The following is a 19,306-nucleotide window of genomic DNA, read 5'->3' as shown; positions in this document are numbered from 1 at the left end:
AGTGGGCAACGTGGCGCAAGCTGGTTCGCATTCGGCCGCAGGCCAGATGACCGGATACCTCTACCAGTGCGAACTGGCTCTGCTGGAACTCGCGCGCCGTAGCTGGGAAGACGCGTCCTGCGCCGTCCGGATGGAAGTCCTCGACGACATCGAGTTCCTGGACCCTGACAGCTACACCCCGCTGGAACTGATCCAGTCCAAACACCGCGAAGCAGCCGGCCCGTTGAGCGAAGCCGGAAAGGATCTCTGGCGCTCGGTCGCCTCATGGATCGATGCCCTGGAAGCCATCGCAGCCTCCTCGAGCGCAGCGATGCCGCTGCTGCGCCTGGTCTCGACCCAGGTCGCTCCCGCCGACACCTTTCTCTCCATGCTCCGCTCCGGAGCCGACCGGGACACTCGTGCCGCACTGGCCCGGATGGAGAAGATCGCCGGGGACGAGAACGGCGCGGACGGCACGGCGAAAGACCGCGAACTGTTCATGGCACTGACTCCGTCGCAGCGCCACCAACTGGTCGACGCCATCACGGTCGATGACGGCGCCCCGGTGATGTCGGACCTGAACCCTAGTCTGGCCAAAGAGCTGGGGATCACACCGAGCGACCACGCTCAAGCCGCTCTCGACGACATCAAAGGGTGGTGGTACGGCATGGCTGTCGGCCTGCTGGACCGCAAGAACCCCCAGCGCAAGCGACCTGCGGTCAGCGCCCAGGAGCTCATGTGCCGCAGGGACGAAGTCCTCGACCGGTACGCCGGAAAGAACCTGCCGATCACTGAGACCCTGCGCAACCTCACCCAGGCCGAGATCGCCGGCTACGAGGACCAACTCGTCGTGAACCAGATGCGATGGATCAGCTTGCCCGATCCGGAGATCGCCATGCACCTGCGCGAGTACCACTACGCACGCGCCCAGCGCTCCGAATGGCTGCGCACCTTCAAGATCACACCCGAGCGGCTCGGTGAGTACGAGCAGGAACTGCACGACGAGTGGGAGCACGTCTTCCGCCGTCGCACCCGCCGCTTCCACGGCGACATGCCCGCACCCGAACGCGAGTCCCTCGGCCAGGCCGTACTGGACGACACCATGGACAGGGCCGCCGACAGACCCGCCCGCCCCGGCAGCATCACCGCGCCGTGGATCGGCCGCGGCACCATGCACAGCCTGGCCGACCAAGCGGACACCGCGGTCCCGGACCGTGCCGTCGGTTGGCACCCGGACTACAAGGACCTGTGCAAGCCCCGGGAAGAGACGCAGGACCAGTGACCACGACCCCTCATCACCGCGTTCCCGAGGCAGAAGCCCTCTTCAACCCCGCCTTCGGCGCCTATCTCCTGGCCAGCAGCGTCCACGCCGCGGTCAAGAAGGTGGAAGGCCCTCTGCCGTGGCCCAGCGCCTTCCTCGTCCTCCCGCTCGTCCTTCCAGAGGACACCCGACGCTCACTGCCGGGTAAGTCCACTGTGACCCTCATGGCCTGGGCCCACGCCAACCCGCGCCACCAGGCGGCCTTCGCCGAACGAGCTGCCGCACTGACCGACTACACCCGCGCCAGCCTGCGCACCGCCCTGCGCCATCAGGCCATAGGCACCAGTCCGCAAGGCCTGACATGCCCCCGCGCTCCGAAACCTTCCTCGCAAGCCCCCGGCGAGGAGGTCGCCGAATGCGCACGCGCCGCCGTACTAGTCGGCCGCTGGCTTGCCACGACAGACCCGGCTCGCGCCTTCACCGTTCTCGGCGTCCGTCCCTGACCCGCCCCGTACAAGGAGTTCTGGAACCGCCATGCAGCTGCTCGCCCTGGCCATGTACCACCGAGACGGCGGGACAGCCCCGAGAGTCCTGCGTTTCCGTCCCGGGGCGCTGAACATCATCACGGGTGAGTCCGAGACCGGGAAGTCCGAGGTGCTCGACATCGTCGACTACTGCCTCGGACGAAGGACACCGAACCTGCCCGACGAGCCGATCGACCAGACTGTCGGCTGGTACGCACTCCTCGTCGTCTTCGGCGACGGGAGCCGCATGGTCCTGGCCCGGCCCCGTCCCGCCGGCGCCTCCACACTCCACGCCATGGTGCAGACCGGCGACAGCCGACTCGATGTCCCCGCGATCGGCGAACTCGTCCCCAACTCCAATGTGGCGGCTCTGCGCAGTGAGGTCAGCGCCCGGCTCGGGATCGAGGACTTCCGTTTCCAGCCACCTGCCGGCGCCGGGCGTAATGCCTTCGACGTCTCGATCGCCCACGCGGCCCTGCTCTGCTTCCAGAACCAGAACGAGATCGCCGATAAGAAAGCGCTGTTCCACCGGCAGACCGAAACTGGAATGACGCAGACGCTCAAAGACACGCTGCCTTACTTCCTCGGGGCCGCGGGCCCCGAACAAGCCCTGCGGCGCCACCACCTCACGGAAGCGGCCCGTGCCCAGCGTGCGGCGCAACGCAAGTACGACGACGCCCTGCGCCACCAAGCCGCAACCGACGCCAACGGGCTCGCCTTGGTGCGCCTCGCGCAGAATGAGGGACTGCTCACCGACGTTCCCGCCGCACCGAACACCACCCAGGTCGTCGATCTTCTGCAGCAGGCACTGGCCGCCTCGCCGCGAACCGCAGCACCGCTCAACCTGTCCGACCGGCGTCAGGGACTGAACGACGAACGCCGCACGCTGCGCGATCAGCTCCAGGAGTACGACGAGGCCCTGGCGGCAGTCGACCGATGGCAGCAGCAGGGGCGCGCCTTCACCGGGGAACTCCACCTCCAGCTTGACCGCCTCAAGACGCTCGCCCTGCTCGGCCCCGAGCACCAGCACGACACGAGCATCTGCCCGATGTGTACCCAGCCTCTTCCGCAACCCGACCCGTCGGCCCAGGACATCGCCGAACTCACCGGCCAACTGGCCGAGGAACTTGCCCACGCACAGACTCTGCAGCCCGTTCGTGAAGAGCACCGGCGCACTTTGCGGGCCGAACGCGACGGCGTCGCCGAACGCCTGCGGCTCAACGGAGTGCAACTGCGAGAACTGATGGCCAGCGACGAACGGATGCGCAACCTGCAGGAACAGAACCTCCGCATCGCGCACATCCAGGGACGGATCGCCGAAGCCCTCACCCGTACTGGTTCGGACAGCGACATCAGCAGGCTGCGCCACAACCTGGCTTTGGCCGAGGAACAGACCGCCGCGCTCCAAGTCCTCGCGGATGAGGACGACGTGGCCGCCGAGACCGAACGCTGCCTGGCCGCTATCGCCACCGACATGACGGCGTGGGCGAAACGCCTCGACCTCGGACAGGCCGCAGACGCGACAGAGGTGAGCATCAGTCTCAACCTGCTCAACGTCGTCGTCAGGCGCCCGGCCGGCCGACTGCCCCTCACCCGGATCGGCAGTGCCAAGAACTGGATCGGCTACCACCTTGTGGCCCATCTCGCCCTGCACACCTATCTGCGGCGCAACGACCGGCCGGTGCCCGGTTTCCTCATGCTCGACCAGCCCACTCAGGCGTTCTTCCCCGAGAGGCCGCGCGACGCCTCGAAGATCCAGGACGCCGACTGGGCCACCGTCACCGCCTACTTCACCCTCCTCAACGAGGTGGCACAACTCAACGAGGGCAGCCTCCAGATCATCGTCAGCGATCACGCCAACCTGCCCGACAGCTGGTTCCAGGACGCGGTCATCGCCAACTGGCGCCCCGACGAGGACGGGAACCGAAACGCCCTCATTCCCCCGGGGTGGCTCGGCTGACGGTTCGCCGGCTGTCGGGCTCGCCGTCCGGCAGCCCCTGCATCCCGTACGCCAGGTGTCGACCGGTAAGTCCTCCGTCCGCCCACCACGGTGCTCCAACTGATGAAGCCGCCATCGCCGGGCCTCGGCCGACATGCGACCGGCCGCTGCGGCTGGAGGGACAGGTCGTTTTCCGGCGTGTCCGAGCGCGGCCCGGGGCGTTGTCCAGGCGGACATGGCGCGGCCCGGCAGAGCGGTCCGCGACCATGAGGGATCCCAAGGACGGCCATGGCAGGGGCCAAGCCCCGCAAGGGCCGCAAGGACGACAAGGACGACAAGGACGACAAGGCTAAGGCGAGCAGGGAGAGTCGACTGCAGGGGGAGATGCAGCCGCAGGCTGAGTGGTTCGGCAGCGCCGTGCGCGCCGACCTGTGGCTGATACACCTCGATGTCCGTGCCGCCGGGAACGGACTGCTGGTCACCGTGTCCCCGGCAGAGGTGGGCTACCCCGCCATGGCGCGGCAGCTGCGCCTGCGCAACGACGACGGCGGCCAGGGCCTGCGCGACCTCGCCGCGGCGTTCCGCACCGGCACCCAGCACGCCCTGGGAGGAGGCACCGACCGTTGGCTGGCGTTCTTCCCCGACCCCCAGCAGCCCGGTTTCGGCACACTCGTCAGCGCCAGGCCCGGCCCCGATCCCGAAGGCCCCGCCGACATCCTGCGCCGCGCCGACCGGCCGCTGACGCTGTGGGCCGACGCCGGCACCGCGATGGACGGGATCATCGAGAGCCTGGACACCACCCTGCCGCCCGAGCAGTGGGATCCCGAACGCCCTGGTCTGCCCCGGCTGCCTGCGGCCCGTCTACGACAGCACGCAGTCCATCGGCATGTTCCTCGGTGCGGGGATGCCGATCGCTGGGCTGTGCCGGTTCTGCGTCAGCGGGCGGACGCTGCGCACCGTCCGGGAGGCGAGCCTGGTGATCCCCGAGCAGCAGCGCGCCGTCCTCGAGGCGATGGCGGGCGCGTAGCAGGACGTGCCCGCCCCGGCCCCGGCACCACCGTCACGGTGGCGCCGGGGCCGAGGTGCTTCCGGGCGCATTATCGGTTCCGAAAATCCGTGCCGGATCGTGGTGCTGCGCCCCAGGCCATAGACGTTTCTACGCGCGGGTCCTGTCTGTTGGACTCTGCGCGCCTCGAAGGGTGAAGGAACACACCTCTCTCGAAGGGGGCGCCATGACGCCCATTCAGTCCGCTCTGCAGTTTCTCGCCGAGGTCTTCGCCGACCCGGTCGGCCCGCAGGCCGATCAGCTCGCCTACGCCGTCCGCAACCTCAGCTCCGTCCTCTCCACCGTCCCGGCCGCCGCGAACGCCGTGGCCGCCGTCCGCAAGCTGCGTGCTCCCAAGGCCCCGGCTTCCCTCCCCGCCCCGGGCTGCTGCGGCGCGTGCTCGGCGCCCCGCCCCGAGGCCGGCGCCGAGTAGGGCCCGAAGCAGTTCGGCCCGGCCACCGGGAGGGTGGTCGGGCCGAACGGTGCTGGGCCTGCGTCAGGCCTTGCGCAGGGCGAACGCGACGCCCGCGCTCAGCACAGCGAGCTGGGCCGCGCTCAGGCCGAGCACACGCGCCTGGCTCTTGGCCACGTTGCTGAGCACGTAGCCGCCGACCAGCGCCGCGCCGAGCACGACCGCGGCCTTCTGCTGTCTTCCCGTCATCTCCTCCACCTCCTCCCGCCTTTGTTGGTAATCGACCACGCTCCCACCTGGCACCGACAATCAGGGCTGACCAGAGGCCATGAGCACCGCGTGCTGTCATTGATGAGATGTTTTTGAGAGTAGAAATGTTGCCAACAGCGCGGCGCTCTGTGCTACCTATTGGGATAGGAGGTATGTGATGTCTGAGATCTTCGCGGCGGTGGACGCGCTGCTGGCCAGGGCCCGGGACGGTGGTGACCTGCCGGAACCGGCCGAGCGGGAGCGGCTGCGCAAGGCCGCCGGCCTCACCCAGGTCGAGGTGGCCGAGGCGCTGCAGACACGGCGCGAGACGTTCGCCAAGTGGGAGAACGGCACCGCGCAGCCGCGCGCCCCGAAGCGCGGTGCCTATGCGTTCCTCCTCGCCGGTCTGGCTGACATTCACGGCACCCAGGGCCCCGACGGCTGGCTCACCCTGGCCCGTCAGGCCCGCCCCCACGACACTGCCCACCAGCCCGACACCCAGGGGAGTGAGTCGCTGATGGACCGGAAGACGTACACCGCCGAGCTCGCCGGCCTGCGCGAGCTGCGCACCGAGATCACGGCCGCCGAGAAGCTGGTCGCGGCCGCGCAGAAGGAGCTGGACAAGCTCACCGCCCAGCGTGCGCGCAGGGTGGCCGGGCTCGCGGGGTACGAGGGCGCGCAGGCGCCGGCCATCGCGAAGGCCTCGGGCCTGTCGCTCGGCGACGTCGTGCGGATCGCCCCGCTGCTGGACCCGACCCCGGCCGCCGTCCGCGCCGCCAAGGCCGACGACCGGGCCGCCGCCGCTGTGCCCGCCCCGGCGCCCGTGGCCGAGCCGGTCGTCGAGCCCGTCGCCGCGGTTGCCCCGGCGCTGACCCGCCCGGCTGCCGTACTCGAGCAGCCGACCCCGGCCGCCCCGCCCGTCGAGGCGCCGACCGAGGCCGAGCACCAGGCCGTCGTCGAGCAGCCCGCCCCGGCTGCGCCCGCTGTCCCGGCGGCTCCGGTTGCTCCGGTCGCTGTCGGCCCGCGTGAGCTGCCCGCCCTTCCCGAGGGCCCGGCCGGTGCCCGGTTCGAGGCGGTGACGACCGGCCTGGTGTCCAAACGCCCGAACTTCACACAGCAGGCCCGCTCGACGGTGTTCCTGGACGCGGCGACCGGCGAGCTGGCGGTGCGCGACCGCGTGGTGCGCCTCGACCTCGGCACCCGCACTCCCGGGGAGATCCTCGACGCGGTCCTGGCGACCGCGCCGGGCACGGAGCGCATCTACATCACCGCCGGTGCCCCGTGGCACGACGGCGCCGAGCGCTACTCCACGCTCAAGGACGCGGTCGCCGCGTGGCTGAACACCCCGTCCGAGCGCTGGACGACCGCGGTCGGCTCGGGCCGGGACAAGCTGGCCGGGCACTTCGTCCACCAGCGCCAGCCGGTCGGCCGCTACGCCCCCGCCGCCTCCCCGGACGGGCCGGTCACGGAGATCCGGTCCATGGGGGAGTGGTTCGACCCGGACGGCGCCGACGTCGTCACCTGCCGCCAGGCGTTCACGCTGCTGTGGCAGGCGCTGCGCCGGCACTGGGACGACGCGGTGCTGATGGGTTCGCCGTCGCAGACCGGCCGGGACCTGTGGTCGCGCACCATCCCGACCACGGGCAAGTGGGCCGGGGGCTACCCGGTGCTGTCCGAGGAGTTGCGGGGTCTGCTGCACGCGACGGGAGGGCAGGGCCGGACCGAGCTGATCCTGCCGCCCCGGGTGCCGGAGCAGCTGCCCGCCCTCGTCGAGTACGACCGCACGTTCGCCTATGCAAAGCACCTGTGGAAGTCCCCGGTCGGTGTCCCGCGCCGGATTACGGCGGCTGCGTTCGCGGCGATGACGGAGGCCGAGCAGGTCAAGGCGCTGATGTCCTGCTCGCACTGGAACGTGCGCGTCACGGTCCCGGCCGGGTGGAACCACGTCGGCCTGCTCCCGGCCCCGGTCACCGGGGACCGCGCCTGGGTCTACCCGTCCGAGCCCGGCGCCACGTTCACCACCTGGGCGGGTGGCGCGGAGGTCCACCTCGCCCTGTCGAACCACCTGGGGCCGTGGAAGGTCGAGATTCTCGGCGGCCTGCTCTTCGAGGACGGCAAGCCGCTCGACGAGTGGGGCAAGCGCCTGAAGGCCGCGTGGGCGGACCTGACCAACCTCTCCAAGCTGCACGCAGACGAGCGCCAGCGGCAGGCCGCCTACCTCGCCTCCCGTGCGGTCCGCTCGGTGCTGCTGTTCGGCCTGGGCGGCTTCGCCCAGCGCCCGCGCCTGGTCTCCGGCACCACCCCGGTCGGCGAGGCGCTCCCGGCCGGGGTCGAGATCCTCGGCCAGGCGGGCGACGTGGTCACCTGGCAGCGGCAGGCCGGGTTCTCCCGCGACCCCTACGCCCACCCGGAGTGGGCGGCGTACGTGTGGTCGGGAGCGCGGGCGGCGCTGCTGGACATGAAGTACCGCCACGGCAAGGAGGTCATCGGCCACGCCGGCGCCCTCCACGCGAAGCCCGGCACGGTCGTGTACTTCGGTACGGACGGCATCGCGCTGACGGAGCGCCAGCCCTGGCCGTACCGCGGGGAGCCGGGCGACTACCTCCTCAAGGGCCACCTGACCGGGCCGGTCGAGCACCCGGCCAGCCAGGAGGAGTACCTGAAGCTGCGCGGCCTGGGCCGCGCCGAACTCGTCGCCACCGAGAAGGGGACTGACCTGTGAGCCCCGCCGATCCGCAGAACCCGAACGAGGCCGCGCGCCTGACCCAGGAGCTGCTCGACCGGGGCTACACCAAGCGGAAGGTCGCCAGGATGCTAGGCCGCGACGCGAGCCTGGTGTCTCAGTTCTTCACCAAGGGCAAGGGCGCGAGCATGGTCGGCGCGCTGCGCCAGCTGGTGCGTGCGGTGCGGGGCGGCGAGCGGGACGAGGAGGCCCTGTCCGCCGTGGCAGAGGCGAACACCAAGCGGCGCACCACCAAGACCGGTCAGAGGGCCCGGGTGCGGGGCAAGGACACGGTCGGCGAGGCGGGCGGCAGCATGGCCGGCCGGGCCGGCAGGCAGGCCATCAAGTCCGGCGCGTCCCACCTCGCGCCGGTCGTTCATGAGACAGGCCAAGCCGGCGGCCGGTTGGCGTTCACCGTCCGGATGAAGGCCGACCAGTACGTGTACTCGGCGGGGTCGGAGAAGGACTCCGGCGGCATCCGCCGCGGCTTCGTCCCGCGCGCGGACGGCACCGAGGAGCGCACCTACGGCTCCGCCAGCACCGGCGGGTTCGACGCTGGCGAGTGGTCCCAGCGGGTCGCGGACCACCACGGTGACGTCACCGAGGCGATGAGGGAGTGGCTGGTGGAGACCGGCCGGGCCGTCGCCGATGCCGACATCGCCTACCTGGAGGTCCGCGGCTGGATCCCCGAGGAGCAGTAGGACCGGGCGGCCTCTCCCCATCCATGACCTGGCCCCGAGGAGAGGCCGCCCGCGCGACCCTCCCACAGCACCGCCACCCCCGCCCAGCCGTCTCAGCATCCGAAGGAGCACCGCAGCCGTGGAGACCACGACCACCACCGCCACCCAGGCCGCCGTGCCGGCCGGGCTGCGCCCGACCCCGCAGCCGCCCGTGCCCGCCCAGCCGCTCGGCACGCTGGCGCCCATCACGCTGCACTGGTTCCAGAAGGACGCGGTCGCGGCCGCGGTGCGCGAGGTGAGGAACGGGGGCCGGGCGACGCTGGTCCTGGCCACCGGCTCCGGGAAGACGCTGATCGCCGCGAACTGCGCCCGGCGCCTCGCGGCGCGCGGCCGGGTGCTGGTCCTGGTCCCGACGATCGAGCTGCTGGAGCAGACCGCCGAGTCCTGGTCGCTGCTGGGCGGGCGCCGCGGTGTGGCGGTGGCGGCGTGCTCGCGCCAGGAGGCACTGGAGAGCGCGGAGGCGGGCGGGCGGATCGAGGCGGCCGTCACCACCCAGGCCCCGCGCATCGCCGACCTGGTCGCCTCCGCGAAGGCGGGCGAGCCGGTCACCGTCTACGCCACCTACGCCTCCATGGAGCGGATCACCGCCGCACACCAGCTGCACGGCCTTCCCGCGTGGGACCTCGTCGTCATCGACGAGGCCCACCGCACGGCAGGCGCCGAGGGAAGGCCTGGGCGGCCGTCCACGACGACGCGAAGATCCCGGCGAAGCGCCGCCTGTACTTCACCGCCACCCCGCGGATCGCCGACGACCGCACGGCGAAGGCCGGCCTGTCCGACCTCACCGCCGACGGCGAGAAGCTGCCCGCCCTGTGCTCCATGGACTCGGAGGAGATCTACGGCAAGACCTGCTTCACCTGGACCCTCGGACAGGGCATCGAGCACGGCTACCTCGCCGACTACCGCGTCCTGGTCCCCGTCGTCACCGACGAGGACCTGCGCGAACTCCTCAACCTCCCCGCCGTCGCCGACCTCCGCTCCCAGCGCAGCAACGAGGAACTCCTCAGGCTGGCCCTGCAGATCGCGGTGCTGCGCGCGGTCGCCGACCTCGGCCTGCGCCGGGTCATCACCTTCCACTCCCGGGTGACGGCGGCGCGGGAGTTCGCCGGCACCCTGCCGGAGAGCGCCGAGCTGCTGCCCGACGCCGACCGGCCCGAGCGGATCTGGGCGAAGGCGATCGCCGGCACTGACAAGCTCAAGCACCGCAAGCAGGCCTTCACCGAGTTCAAGGCCCACACCGGCGACGACGGCGAGGAGTGCGGAATCCTCTGCAACGCCCGCCTCCTGTCCGAGGGCATCGACGTCCGAGCCGTGGACGCCATCTGCTTCGCCGACCCCAAGAGCTCGGTCATCGACATCGTCCAGGCCGTCGGCCGCGCGCTGCGCCAGTCCTACCGGCAGGGCAAGGTCTCCTGGGTCATCATCCCCGTCTACCTTCCCTCGCCCGATGTCGGCGACGACACCGCCACCGCCGACCCGGCCGAGGTCCACGACGCCGGAGAGGCCGTGAAGGCCGAGGCCGACACCGAGATCGAAGCCTCCTCCTTCCGCACCATCTGGCGCGTCCTGCGCGCCCTCGCCGCGCACGACGCCCGCGTGGTCGGCCGGATCACCGAGCTGCGGGCCCACCGCTCCCAGGGCTCCGCGCACACCACCACGACGGGGGCCTCCGAGGACGAGGCAGCCGGCGCCGGCCCCGCCGAGGGGGAGCAGCCGGCCGCGGGGGAGTCGCCGGTCGAGTGGCTGAAGATCAACGCCCGCCACCACGCGGGCGCGATCCTCCAGGCGGTGAAGCTGCGGGCGTTCAACCCGCGCGCGGTCGAGTGGCAGCGGATGCACGGCCTGGCGACGCGGTTCCACATCGAGCACGGCCACCTCGACCCCACCGACAAGGCGAAGCACGCGGAGCTGATCTCCTGGCTCACCCGCCAGCGCCACCTGAACGGCCAGGGCCTGCTCGATGCCGCGCGGATCTCGGAGCTGGACGCGCTCGGCATGATCTGGTCGAAGAACGCCAACGCCTGGGAACGCGGGGCCGCCTACGCCGCCGCGTTCCACCACCAGCACGGCCACCTCGCCATCCCGGCGACCGCGAAGCTGGACGACTACGCCGTGGGCGCGTGGATGCGCCGCCAGCGCAAGGCCGAGAACCTCACCCCCGACCAGACGGCGAAGCTCGACGCCCTGGACGAGCTGTGGCGACTGGAGCCGGACTGGAACCGCTCCTACCGGCGCCTGCTCGCCTACCTCGCAGCCGGCGGAACCCTCGACGGTCCGGCCAACCGCACCGGCCTCGGCGACGACCCGACGTTCCGGCCGGGCACCTGGCTGCGCAAGCAGGACAAGGCTCGCACCGAGGGGAAGCTGACCGAGCAGCAGACCGCGCTCCTGGGCGCCCTCAGCGCCCCTCTCCTTCGCTGACACGGGAAATGCCTGCCGGGCAAGGACGAGCGACGGGCATCCGTCCGAGGTAGCGAGTTCCTCCAGGCGCCCGAGGGTGGCCTGGCGGACGTCACTCCCGACGGCGAAGGCTGTCCGGGCTTCGGATGCAGCCTGCACCTGCACCTGCGCCTGGGCACTGCGCGGGCGGACACCCGGCCCTGTTGGGCTGCCCCGTCCGGGTAGCACCGGGGTTGGGTGATCGACGGGCGTGGGACACGCGGGAGATGACGAGCTCTCCCGCGCAGCGCCCGCGGCGCCGCAGGCCGAGCGCCCGCACCGCTGCGCCTTCTCCGTCGGCCGCCGGGGTGGAAGAGCCCGGTCCGTCTCCGGCCGTGTTCTGCTGCCGGACCTGGACCACGGAGCGCCGACTCCCGGGCGGGACCGCGGTGACCACCGTCTGGCACGAACCGGCGTGCCCGGCCGCCAGGACGCGCCCGTGACCGGCCACGGCCCAGCGGGCGCCGACGACACCGGTACCTGGGCGCCGCGACCCACCGGACGCCTGCCCGGCGACATCACCGCCAGGATCCGGGCCGCCCGGGAAGCCGGCGTCGACGAACGCCACGTCCGCCTCATCCTCGCCGAGGCCTTCGCTGCGCCCGGCGTCGCCGGTGCAGGGGTGCTGTCGCTCCGCTGCCCGTCCCGGGCCGCGGGCTCCGTCCGGCCCGGGGGTCGGCCTCCACCGCACTGCTCGGCGACTGGGGTGGACCCGCTCCACGACGAGGGCCGGCCGACTGCCGGCGCGCCGGACCGGCTCAATGACGAGGCCGGCCTGGTTCACCGACGGCTCCTCCCGGTCTGGAACCGCGAGACCAACGGGCCGCGCCTCCTGCTGCTCCACACCCCACGCGGTGACGGGCTGACCCTGTACGACCTGGCCCCCGGACGGCTCGACGCCGACAGCGACGTCGAGGGCTTCGACGATCCGCGCATGAACGAGCTCCTCGAGGTGGTCAATCCCGGACCTGGCGGCCCGGGGCCGCTGTGCCGCGGGCGGCCGGCCTGGCGGTGGTCCGGGTGGGGGACCGGTGTGCTCGGGTGGCGGTGTGCGTAGTGGCGCCTGGTGGACGGGTCCGCCGTGGCTGGTGACGCTGATGGGTAGGCGGGCCGGTCGCGGACCCCCGAGCGCGACCGGCCCCTGCACCGGCCTGCCCCCGCCTACGGCGCGTCCCAGGGCGCCGGGGGTGTCCCGGGACGGGGCCGGTCGTTGGATGAGGCGACGGACCGTTCCCGAACCCCCTGCGGGGACCCCGTTCCGGCTGCGCACGGGTTCCGGCCCGGCCGCTCAACCCCCCGGTGCCCCGGCTGGCAGCCCGCGCAGCCGCACCCCCGAGGGCGGCCCGGGGCCGTACATACCCCGGGCCGCCCCGGGCACATCCCGGGCCGCGGCAGCCAGCGCCGCCCCCGGCGATCCCGTCGGCCACCCAGCCGCTGGGGATGCCCACGCTCCACGCCCGCGTCGCCCCGGCCGGCCACGGTGCGCCCCGCTGCCGGCGCCCGTCCCCAAAGACCGCCCGGGCCACCGGAACCTGTCTGCCTGTCACCGGCCCGGGGAGAGCCCCTCACCAGGGGACGCCAGGCCCCACTCCTCGGCCCCGACCGCCCCGCGCTGCGCCGCGTGTCCCCGCCGTCCTGTCACCGGCCCCCTAAGGCGGTGACAGCTCTTGCATCTCCGAGCACCCGGCACAGCCCGGCCCCGCGCCCCGGAACCGACCCAACCGGGGCGCCGCAGCCATCCCCGCTACCCACCAAGGGGCCGCCATGCCCCGATCTGCCCTCCACGTCCGCCAAGACGTCCGCCTTGCCCCCGCGTTACGCCGTGCCGGTTGGTCAGTTTCGGGGGAGGCCGGGGATGCGGTCATAGCCGAGGTCGCCGGGGAAGACGATGGATGCGATGTGGGACGCGGGGACCGGGGCCCGGTAGAAGACGTCGGCGTTGGCCGGTGTGTGACCGATGGCTTTGCCGACGAAGGTGTGCACCAACGACTTGGAGACCTTGTGGTCGCCCGGGTACGCGAGGTCGAGGTGGGCGGTGACGAGCGCGGGTCGGCCGAGGCTGCGCAGCTTCGCCGCGAGGCCGGGGTCGGTGTCGCAGTGCGGTGAGTAGACCACCTCGCCTCCCCAGTTGGTCAGCAGCGGCCGGGCCCCGTGAGTGTGGTGGGCGGTCGCTTCGGCGGACAGGGTCAAGCAGACCTCGCCGCTGCTCCCCATGACTCTGCGACCGGGTGCCAGCCGGTGCCCCGAGCGCAGCAGCGTGTGCTCGGCGTCGGTGAACAGTCCACGCTCCCGGGCTTGGTCGAGCCGGTCGTTGACGAGGTCCTCGTCGAGCAGGCGAAGGCCCTCGGCGCGGATGGCATCAGCCTCGTAGTCGAGGAGCCGGGTGCAGTGCAGGGCGCGGACCAGGTGGCCGTCGAGCAGAGCGAGCACGTCGTCCTCGTAGGCGTCCAGGTCAAGGTCGACGTACTCGTCCCGGTCGGCCTCGGCCAGGTCGACATCGTCTGCGAGCCGGCCGACGAGGTCCGCCAGGGCCGGGGGCCACGTGCGGGAATCGTCGACGTCCACGGCGGGCCGAACAGCGGGGGCGGGATGCGTCATGCCCGAAGTATCCCAACCCACAGCCGCAGCCCGTTCCGATCGCGCACCCACCCGTCAAGACACCGCCCCCGCCCCCGCCCCCGCGGCCGCAGGCCGTCCCGGCACCTGGCTCACGGCCCGCTGCGCCGCGGCTTGGGGACGGCCCGGAGGGGCTGTGTCCGGTCGGCGGGGCGGGCCCGCTTCGCCATGTCGGCGAGCAACTGTCTGTCCGCCTGCCGGTGATCGGCGGTGGCCTCGCGCTGGAGCTTGTCGAGCTCCTCGGCGGTGAGGCTGTCGATGTAGGCGACCTGCTCGTTGAACTCCTTGTCGCGCTCGTGGTCGAGCTGCTCGTCGTACCAGTCCCGGTCGACCAGGTGCCCGATCTTCCGCTTGATCTCCTCCATGCGGTCCTGGCGCTCCTGGGTGTCCAGGCCCCAGGTGTGCCAGTCGGGGTCGGTGGTGGCGCGGGCCTCACGGGCGTCCGCGCGGGCGCTGAGCCGTTCGTCGGCGTCGACGAGACGCTGGTAGGCGTTCTTCCAGGCCTTCCTGTGGCGCTCGGCCACGTTGCAGCCGACGAGGAAGGCCTCGAAGAGTTCCGGGGTCGGCAGACGGGGCTTGGCGCGGTGGTTGAGGACGCGGTCGAGGGTGGTGTGGCGGAGGTGGCCGGTCGGGTCCGCGCCCTCGAGCTCGCGGCTGGAGGGGCCCCCGGCCTGGAGGCGGATGAACCGCATGGCGGTGCGCAGGTCACGGAGACTGACGACCTCACTGGGGGAGATGTGCCGCGGCGGCGGATCGCCGGCATCCCAGCCCTCCCGCAGCGCCCTGTTGTAGGCGTGCCGGACGCTGCGCCAGGCATCGGCTCGGGCGGCCTCCCGGCGCAGCTTCCGAGCCTTCGCCACGTCGCCGCCGCAGACCCGCGCGAACGCCTCGGCGACCTTCTCGGACGGGATCTGCTCACCCGCCACGATCTGTTTGCCGTCGGCCCCCTTCCGCCGGATCCGCTCACCGGACGCCGCGCGCTGGAAGGTGATGGCGGAGTACCGGCCACCGTCCGGGTGTACGGCCATCGCGCGGAAGTTGAGCCCCGCGTTGGCCCGCAGTTTCCGCAGGTACTGCGCGAGTGCGCGGAGCTCCTTGCTCGCGTTGTCCGGGATCGGATTCTCGGGGCGTCCCACGGCCGCGCTCACCGCCCCTGCAGGGCGGCCCGGCTGCGCCGCCGGTTGGCCCAGCCGCCGACGGCCAGGTCCGCGAGCCTCACCGCGGACGGCGGCAGCGCGAGGACCTCGACCACGGTGGAGACGTCCGCGCCGAGCGCGATGGCTGCAGCCGCGGTGAGCAGGACGACGATGACCACCAAGCGGCGTCGGGCGCCGGCCGGGATGCCGCGGACGCGGTCCTGAAGGCCGACACAGAACAGGCGGGCGGGGCCGGGCTTGGGCATGGGTGAGGAACTCCTGTCGGAATGTGGAGAGGGACGGATCTGAGCGGCCGCCAGAGCGCGTTCACCGCACCGGATTCGGCAGGCGCCGGGCGCCTCCTGCGACCTGGATCAACCATGGCGCGTGGGCGCCCCCGGACGCCACCTGCTTGCCCTGGATTGATTCACGATCGCCTACGTACGTCAGACCAGTGGCGGCGCCAACCGAACCGACTCTGACCGCTATGAGCAGTCTGAACACCGAATCAAAGAAGCAGATCCGCCCCACTTGCCCAGGGCGCTCCCGACCCGCCACCGGGACCCGCCCACCACCTCCGGCAGCGGGCCCGGAACCCGGCCCGCTGCGCCCTGTTCCGGCCCGCGGGCGGCCAGGGGCATCCGCCCGTGCCTTCGTCTGGCGGCCCCCGGCGGCTCGGTCGTCGCGGCGCTCTGCAGCTGCTGGGACAGCCACGGAGCCGCCGGCCAGCACAGCGTGCTGCCCGGGCCAGGCGCCGTTCTGGACGGTCCCCAGCGCCTCCGTAGAGGCTGGCGCGGGTCCGCTGCATCGTGCGTCTTTGTGGGCCCACCACATCCGTTCGCGGGACCAGCCGTGGCGGGGTGGCCCCGTTCGGCGTCCGGGGCTGCAGTGAGGTCCCTGGAGCCGTCCTGAGCGCACTGTCCGGCCCTCGCCCGCCGCTTCGGATGTTGACCCCGTTCAAGGGAGCCACGGCAGGGCGCCGGCGGGCCGTCAGCGCCCGAGCGGCCATCGGGTCCGGCCAGCCGTTCCCCGCCCGGCCAGGGCGCGCTGCTGCGCCGACCGCAGGCGGTGCCCCAGCGCCGCCGCCCAGACCGGCCCTGCCCGGTCCCCGACGTCTCAGAAGAGGCCGGTGCGAATCCCGCGTCGCCGTGCGCCACTCCGGCCCGCCACAGCCGTTCGCCCGGCTGCGGCGGGTACGGGCCGCAGCCGGGACCGGGGAGCGCCGCGAGGGCCCCTGCAACCGCCCTGAGCGCGGGACCTGGCCCCGGTCAGGCCTAGCTTGCCGACCCTGTCCAGGTGGCCGAGGCAGGGTCCTGGCGGGCCGTCAGCGCGCTGGCGGGCATCGGGGGTGGGCACCGTCCTCGTTGCGGCCAGGGCGCCCCGCTGCGTCGACCGCAGGCGGTGCCCGGCACCAGCCGCCAAGACCCGGCCCTGCCCGGTCTGCTTCCGGCCCGGCTGCGGGGGCGGACTGCCCTCTCACGACGGCGAAGGTGTGACCTGTCGAGATAGAGGGGCGTGAAACAGCCATAAACGCCGAATTATTTAGACCTTTGGTTGGACCTGTCGGGTGCTTCGCCGGGCCGGTGTCCGACAGGGCTTGGTCACTGTACGTGGTGGATTGTGGGGCCGGGGGTGGTGCCGGCCAGGTCGGGCGGGTGGGCGGTCTTTTCTGGCGCTTGTTCGGCTTGGAATTTCGGATCTCGTATTTTTACGAATTGACTGCATGGCTTTTCTTGGTTCGGAGTGGAACGGCTGGGTGAGGGCTCGTTGCCGGTGGCCGGTGTTCGGCTTGTTGGGGCCAGTTGGGTCTGTGCTCTCGCTGCCGTCCCCGCCGAGCGGAGCGTGCCCGCCTGCCGCCGTCCAGGCGGCTGGCCCCCAACTGCTGGATGCCAGGGCCAGCCTTCGGCGGGCCGCGCCGCGCCGGCCTGCCCCAGCACGCGGGCGCCGCTGCGGTCGGGCCGCCGTCCGGCCCTGAGGGAGGTTCTGCTGCGCCCGGTCCTGAGTAGGGTCGATGCCCTAGCTGGACCTGAGCAGGCTTCGTCCGTCCGTACGGGCTGTGGCGGCAAAATGATTGGCTTCCGCTGGTCAGGGCCTCCTAGCCTGCCGGGGTATGACGAACCCGGAGAAGGACGAAGACGAGACGGTCCTCCTGCGTGCTCTGCTGCGCCACTTCGAGCGTGTCGTGCCGCTCGGCGAGCGCACCGCAGGCCCCTGGCCCGGGTGGAGCGTGGCGGTCGGCAGCGCACTCGCCGGCGACGATATGAAGACCGACCCGCACCAGGTCTCCCACAGCGCCCACCACGCCCTGGTGGTGGCCGTCGACCACCTCCAGGCCCTGGCCGCACTCGTGAGCGGAACGGAGAGCGACGGTCACCGCAAGATGCTGCTGCCCACCCATGCCTCGTTCACCCTGCTGCGCGCGGCCCTGGAGAACGCGGCCCGGGCGCTGTGGCTGCTCGGTCCCGCCTCCCGCCGCGAGCGGGTACACCGGTGCCTGCGGATGCGCCTCGCGGACCTGAAGAGCAACGCGGCGAAGGCCGAGCTGCTGGGTCAGGTCCTGGCGGACTACGAGAAACGCCAGAACCGGATCAAGGGGCTGCTCCGCGCCGCCGGCGTCCCGGAAGGCGAACTGTCGAACGGGAAACTGCGCATGCCCGGGTACGGCGACATCGTGCACACGGCCGGCACGCTCACCTCCGTCGGAGGGGTACACGCCGAACTGTTCTGGAGTGCCTGCAGCTCCACTGGCACGGCGACCTGACCGGCACCCTCGCGGTCCTGGACCGCGAGATCATGGCCACCGACGGCAACACCAACTGGGTGAGGTTCACCGGCTCCGTCAAGGCCGCGCTGGTCATCACCGCGAAGACGATCGACATGACCGAGACCGCCTTCACCCTTTACCACCCGCGCCCGCGCCCCGTACTGAACGAGGGCTCCACGGCGACAGCCCCGGTCTGCACCTCCCCTAGGCCCTCGCCGCCCTCCCGGACGGCCGCCAGGCCGTCCGCTGCGCCCCGCCTGGCCCGCTCCCGTCGCCCGGTGCTGTGCACTTTGGCTGCCGTCCTGATCGGCCGCCAGGCCTGTCCTGGCCCGTTCCGGCCTGGCCGTCTCCGGGCCCGCCCTGCCCGCCGTCCCGGCCGCCGTCCAGGGCCGTCGTCCAGGGCCGTCGTACTGCTGCGCCGTGGCCGCTGCCCGGGCCGCCGTCCCGGTCTGTTCTGTCCGGTGTTCGGTTTGCCGGTGCTGCTCTGGGGATTGCCCCGTTGATGCCGAGTGGGATTTCTTGGGGGGTCTGGATTGGTGTTCGTGGTGTCGGTGGTGAGGGCCGTAGGCCTCTTTTCGGCGTGTCAGAATTCGATTTCCCAGAGCTGCGCCCCATGGGCTTTCTGATTGTGGCATGAAAAGAGAGCGGAAGGGAATTGATATTCTCGCCGAGGGCGCGGCCTGATAGAGCCGTTATGGGCGATGGACGCGACGTTGACCGTTCGTGTCTCGCGCCCATTCGAAGGCCGGTGGGACAGGACCGTCCGGTGCTCCGGGAAACGCCGCCGAAGAGCACAGGAAACGCCGCCGAAAGAGCACAGTAAACCCTTTGGATGCCCGGCCGGGAATCTGTGGTTGAGGTGCCGTCAGGGACCGGCGCACGGGGTGCTGGTGAGGGCCCGCCACGGGGGTCGGTCAGGCCCGGGCCGGACCGACCCCCGGAGGTGGCACCGAACGCTCCTCCCGAGGGCCGCAGGCCCTGCCCACGGGCGGCGGGTGGGCCGAAAGTCGAGCAACCGCAAGGCGGAACCGGCCATCGGTCGGGACCGGGGGCGGGCCGGGGGTAGGGTTGTGGCTAGTACCCGAAGTCCGCGACACATCGTCAACGCCCGGCGCCGCAGGCCGGGCCGGCACCCCTCCCGATCGGGGAAGGGGCCGCTACCCGAATTTCGCGTCACATCGTCAACGCTCACCCCCGGCGCAGCCCGAGAAACCCAGTTAGCAAACCGGCCGTAGGGCCGTGAAAAATACCGGCCAATTGACCGGGAAAGCCGACCGATTGACGGGCCGTAGGCCCGGCGCATTGTCCACGGATTGGCGGAGCGCAGCGACGCCAAACCAGCCCCCAACCACCCAAGCAGGCCCACGAATTCGCCACCGGCGAATTCCCCCCGCCACCCGCCCGCCCGCCCCGGCGCAGCCGGCCAGCCACGCACGGTGACGCCGCAGGCGGCACCCCCGGCTGACGCCGCGTCAGCGGC

General features: G+C 72.0%; 15 protein-coding genes. 11 read left to right on the top strand and 4 right to left on the bottom strand.

Annotated features, from left to right (window positions below; translation table 11 throughout):
* The first annotated feature begins 1 nt into the window (after position 1).
* The 5 genes from ABEB13_RS00075 (at position 2) to ABEB13_RS00055 (ending at position 5,181) form a co-directional block, all read left to right on the top strand.
* Positions 2 to 1,261 (top strand): ABC-three component system protein, encoded by a 1,260-nt coding sequence (locus ABEB13_RS00075; RefSeq protein WP_345703677.1) that lies wholly within the window; start codon positions 2 to 4, stop codon positions 1,259 to 1,261.
* Positions 1,258 to 1,743, top strand: a complete 486-nt coding sequence (locus ABEB13_RS00070; RefSeq protein WP_111489416.1) for a three component ABC system middle component — start codon at positions 1,258 to 1,260, stop codon at positions 1,741 to 1,743. Before ABEB13_RS00075 ends, ABEB13_RS00070 begins: the two co-directional genes overlap by 4 nt.
* A gap of 31 nt (positions 1,744 to 1,774) precedes the next feature.
* Positions 1,775 to 3,724 (top strand): DUF3732 domain-containing protein, encoded by a 1,950-nt coding sequence (locus tag ABEB13_RS00065; protein ID WP_345703676.1) that lies wholly within the window; start codon positions 1,775 to 1,777, stop codon positions 3,722 to 3,724.
* A gap of 267 nt (positions 3,725 to 3,991) precedes the next feature.
* Positions 3,992 to 4,906, top strand: a complete 915-nt coding sequence (locus ABEB13_RS00060; RefSeq protein ID WP_345703675.1) for a hypothetical protein — start codon at positions 3,992 to 3,994, stop codon at positions 4,904 to 4,906.
* A gap of 29 nt (positions 4,907 to 4,935) precedes the next feature.
* Positions 4,936 to 5,181 carry a hypothetical protein gene (locus ABEB13_RS00055; RefSeq protein WP_345703674.1) on the top strand — a complete coding sequence of 82 codons (246 nt, stop codon included), beginning with the start codon at positions 4,936 to 4,938 and terminating at the stop codon, positions 5,179 to 5,181.
* A gap of 63 nt (positions 5,182 to 5,244) precedes the next feature.
* On the opposite strand, the gene ABEB13_RS00050 is transcribed toward ABEB13_RS00055, so the two are convergent.
* Complete coding sequence (locus ABEB13_RS00050) at positions 5,245 to 5,409, bottom strand: hypothetical protein (protein WP_345703673.1); 165 nt, start codon at positions 5,407 to 5,409, stop codon at positions 5,245 to 5,247.
* Positions 5,410 to 5,587: 178 nt separating this feature from the next.
* Here ABEB13_RS00050 and ABEB13_RS00045 point away from each other — a divergent pair, with 178 nt between their 5' ends.
* The 5 genes from ABEB13_RS00045 (at position 5,588) to ABEB13_RS00025 (ending at position 12,367) form a co-directional block, all read left to right on the top strand.
* Positions 5,588 to 8,131: a helix-turn-helix transcriptional regulator gene (locus ABEB13_RS00045; protein WP_345703672.1), complete on the top strand. Its 2,544-nt coding sequence runs from the start codon at positions 5,588 to 5,590 to the stop codon at positions 8,129 to 8,131.
* Positions 8,128 to 8,832, top strand: a complete 705-nt coding sequence (locus tag ABEB13_RS00040; protein WP_345703671.1) for a helix-turn-helix domain containing protein — start codon at positions 8,128 to 8,130, stop codon at positions 8,830 to 8,832. The genes ABEB13_RS00045 and ABEB13_RS00040 overlap by 4 nt, the downstream gene beginning before the upstream one ends.
* A 118-nt stretch (positions 8,833 to 8,950) precedes the next feature.
* Positions 8,951 to 9,958, top strand: coding sequence for a DEAD/DEAH box helicase (locus tag ABEB13_RS00035; protein WP_345703670.1), 1,008 nt, complete (start codon positions 8,951 to 8,953; stop codon positions 9,956 to 9,958).
* On the top strand, positions 9,898 to 11,292 hold the full coding sequence (locus ABEB13_RS00030) for a helicase associated domain-containing protein (RefSeq protein ID WP_345709481.1): 1,395 nt from the start codon (positions 9,898 to 9,900) through the stop codon (positions 11,290 to 11,292). The genes ABEB13_RS00035 and ABEB13_RS00030 overlap by 61 nt, the downstream gene beginning before the upstream one ends.
* A 457-nt stretch (positions 11,293 to 11,749) precedes the next feature.
* Positions 11,750 to 12,367: a hypothetical protein gene (locus tag ABEB13_RS00025; protein ID WP_345703669.1), complete on the top strand. Its 618-nt coding sequence runs from the start codon at positions 11,750 to 11,752 to the stop codon at positions 12,365 to 12,367.
* A gap of 776 nt (positions 12,368 to 13,143) precedes the next feature.
* Here ABEB13_RS00025 and ABEB13_RS00020 read toward each other — a convergent pair.
* The 3 genes from ABEB13_RS00020 to ABEB13_RS00010 form a co-directional block, all read right to left on the bottom strand.
* Complete coding sequence (locus tag ABEB13_RS00020; protein WP_345703668.1) at positions 13,144 to 13,908, bottom strand: hypothetical protein; 765 nt, start codon at positions 13,906 to 13,908, stop codon at positions 13,144 to 13,146.
* A 110-nt stretch (positions 13,909 to 14,018) separates the two neighbouring features.
* Positions 14,019 to 15,062 (bottom strand): hypothetical protein, encoded by a 1,044-nt coding sequence (locus ABEB13_RS00015; protein ID WP_345703667.1) that lies wholly within the window; start codon positions 15,060 to 15,062, stop codon positions 14,019 to 14,021.
* Positions 15,063 to 15,070: 8 nt separating this feature from the next.
* Positions 15,071 to 15,328, bottom strand: coding sequence for a hypothetical protein (locus tag ABEB13_RS00010; RefSeq protein ID WP_345703666.1), 258 nt, complete (start codon positions 15,326 to 15,328; stop codon positions 15,071 to 15,073).
* 1,844 nt (positions 15,329 to 17,172) lie between these two features.
* Between ABEB13_RS00010 and ABEB13_RS00005 the strand changes: the two genes are divergently transcribed.
* Positions 17,173 to 17,823: a hypothetical protein gene (locus ABEB13_RS00005; protein WP_345703665.1), complete on the top strand. Its 651-nt coding sequence runs from the start codon at positions 17,173 to 17,175 to the stop codon at positions 17,821 to 17,823.
* The last annotated feature ends 1,483 nt before the right edge of the window (positions 17,824 to 19,306 follow it).

The organism is Kitasatospora paranensis (assembly GCF_039544005.1).
In the GTDB taxonomy this organism is placed as follows: Bacteria; Actinomycetota; Actinomycetes; order Streptomycetales; family Streptomycetaceae; genus Kitasatospora; species Kitasatospora paranensis.
This window is presented reverse-complemented; position numbering and strand designations above follow the sequence as displayed.

Bases quoted from the DNA above. Each gene is read 5' to 3' on its own strand.
- ABEB13_RS00065 (WP_345703676.1), top strand. From the start codon at position 1,775: ATGCAGCTGCTCGCCCTGGCCATGTACCACCGAGACGGCGGGACAGCC.
- ABEB13_RS00060 (WP_345703675.1), top strand. From the start codon at position 3,992: ATGGCAGGGGCCAAGCCCCGCAAGGGCCGCAAGGACGACAAGGACGAC.
- ABEB13_RS00055 (WP_345703674.1), top strand. From the start codon at position 4,936: ATGACGCCCATTCAGTCCGCTCTGCAGTTTCTCGCCGAGGTCTTCGCC.
- ABEB13_RS00050 (WP_345703673.1), bottom strand. From the start codon at position 5,409: ATGACGGGAAGACAGCAGAAGGCCGCGGTCGTGCTCGGCGCGGCGCTG.
- ABEB13_RS00045 (WP_345703672.1), top strand. From the start codon at position 5,588: ATGTCTGAGATCTTCGCGGCGGTGGACGCGCTGCTGGCCAGGGCCCGG.
- ABEB13_RS00020 (WP_345703668.1), bottom strand. From the start codon at position 13,908: ATGACGCATCCCGCCCCCGCTGTTCGGCCCGCCGTGGACGTCGACGAT.
- ABEB13_RS00010 (WP_345703666.1), bottom strand. From the start codon at position 15,328: ATGCCCAAGCCCGGCCCCGCCCGCCTGTTCTGTGTCGGCCTTCAGGAC.
- ABEB13_RS00005 (WP_345703665.1), top strand. From the start codon at position 17,173: ATGACGAACCCGGAGAAGGACGAAGACGAGACGGTCCTCCTGCGTGCT.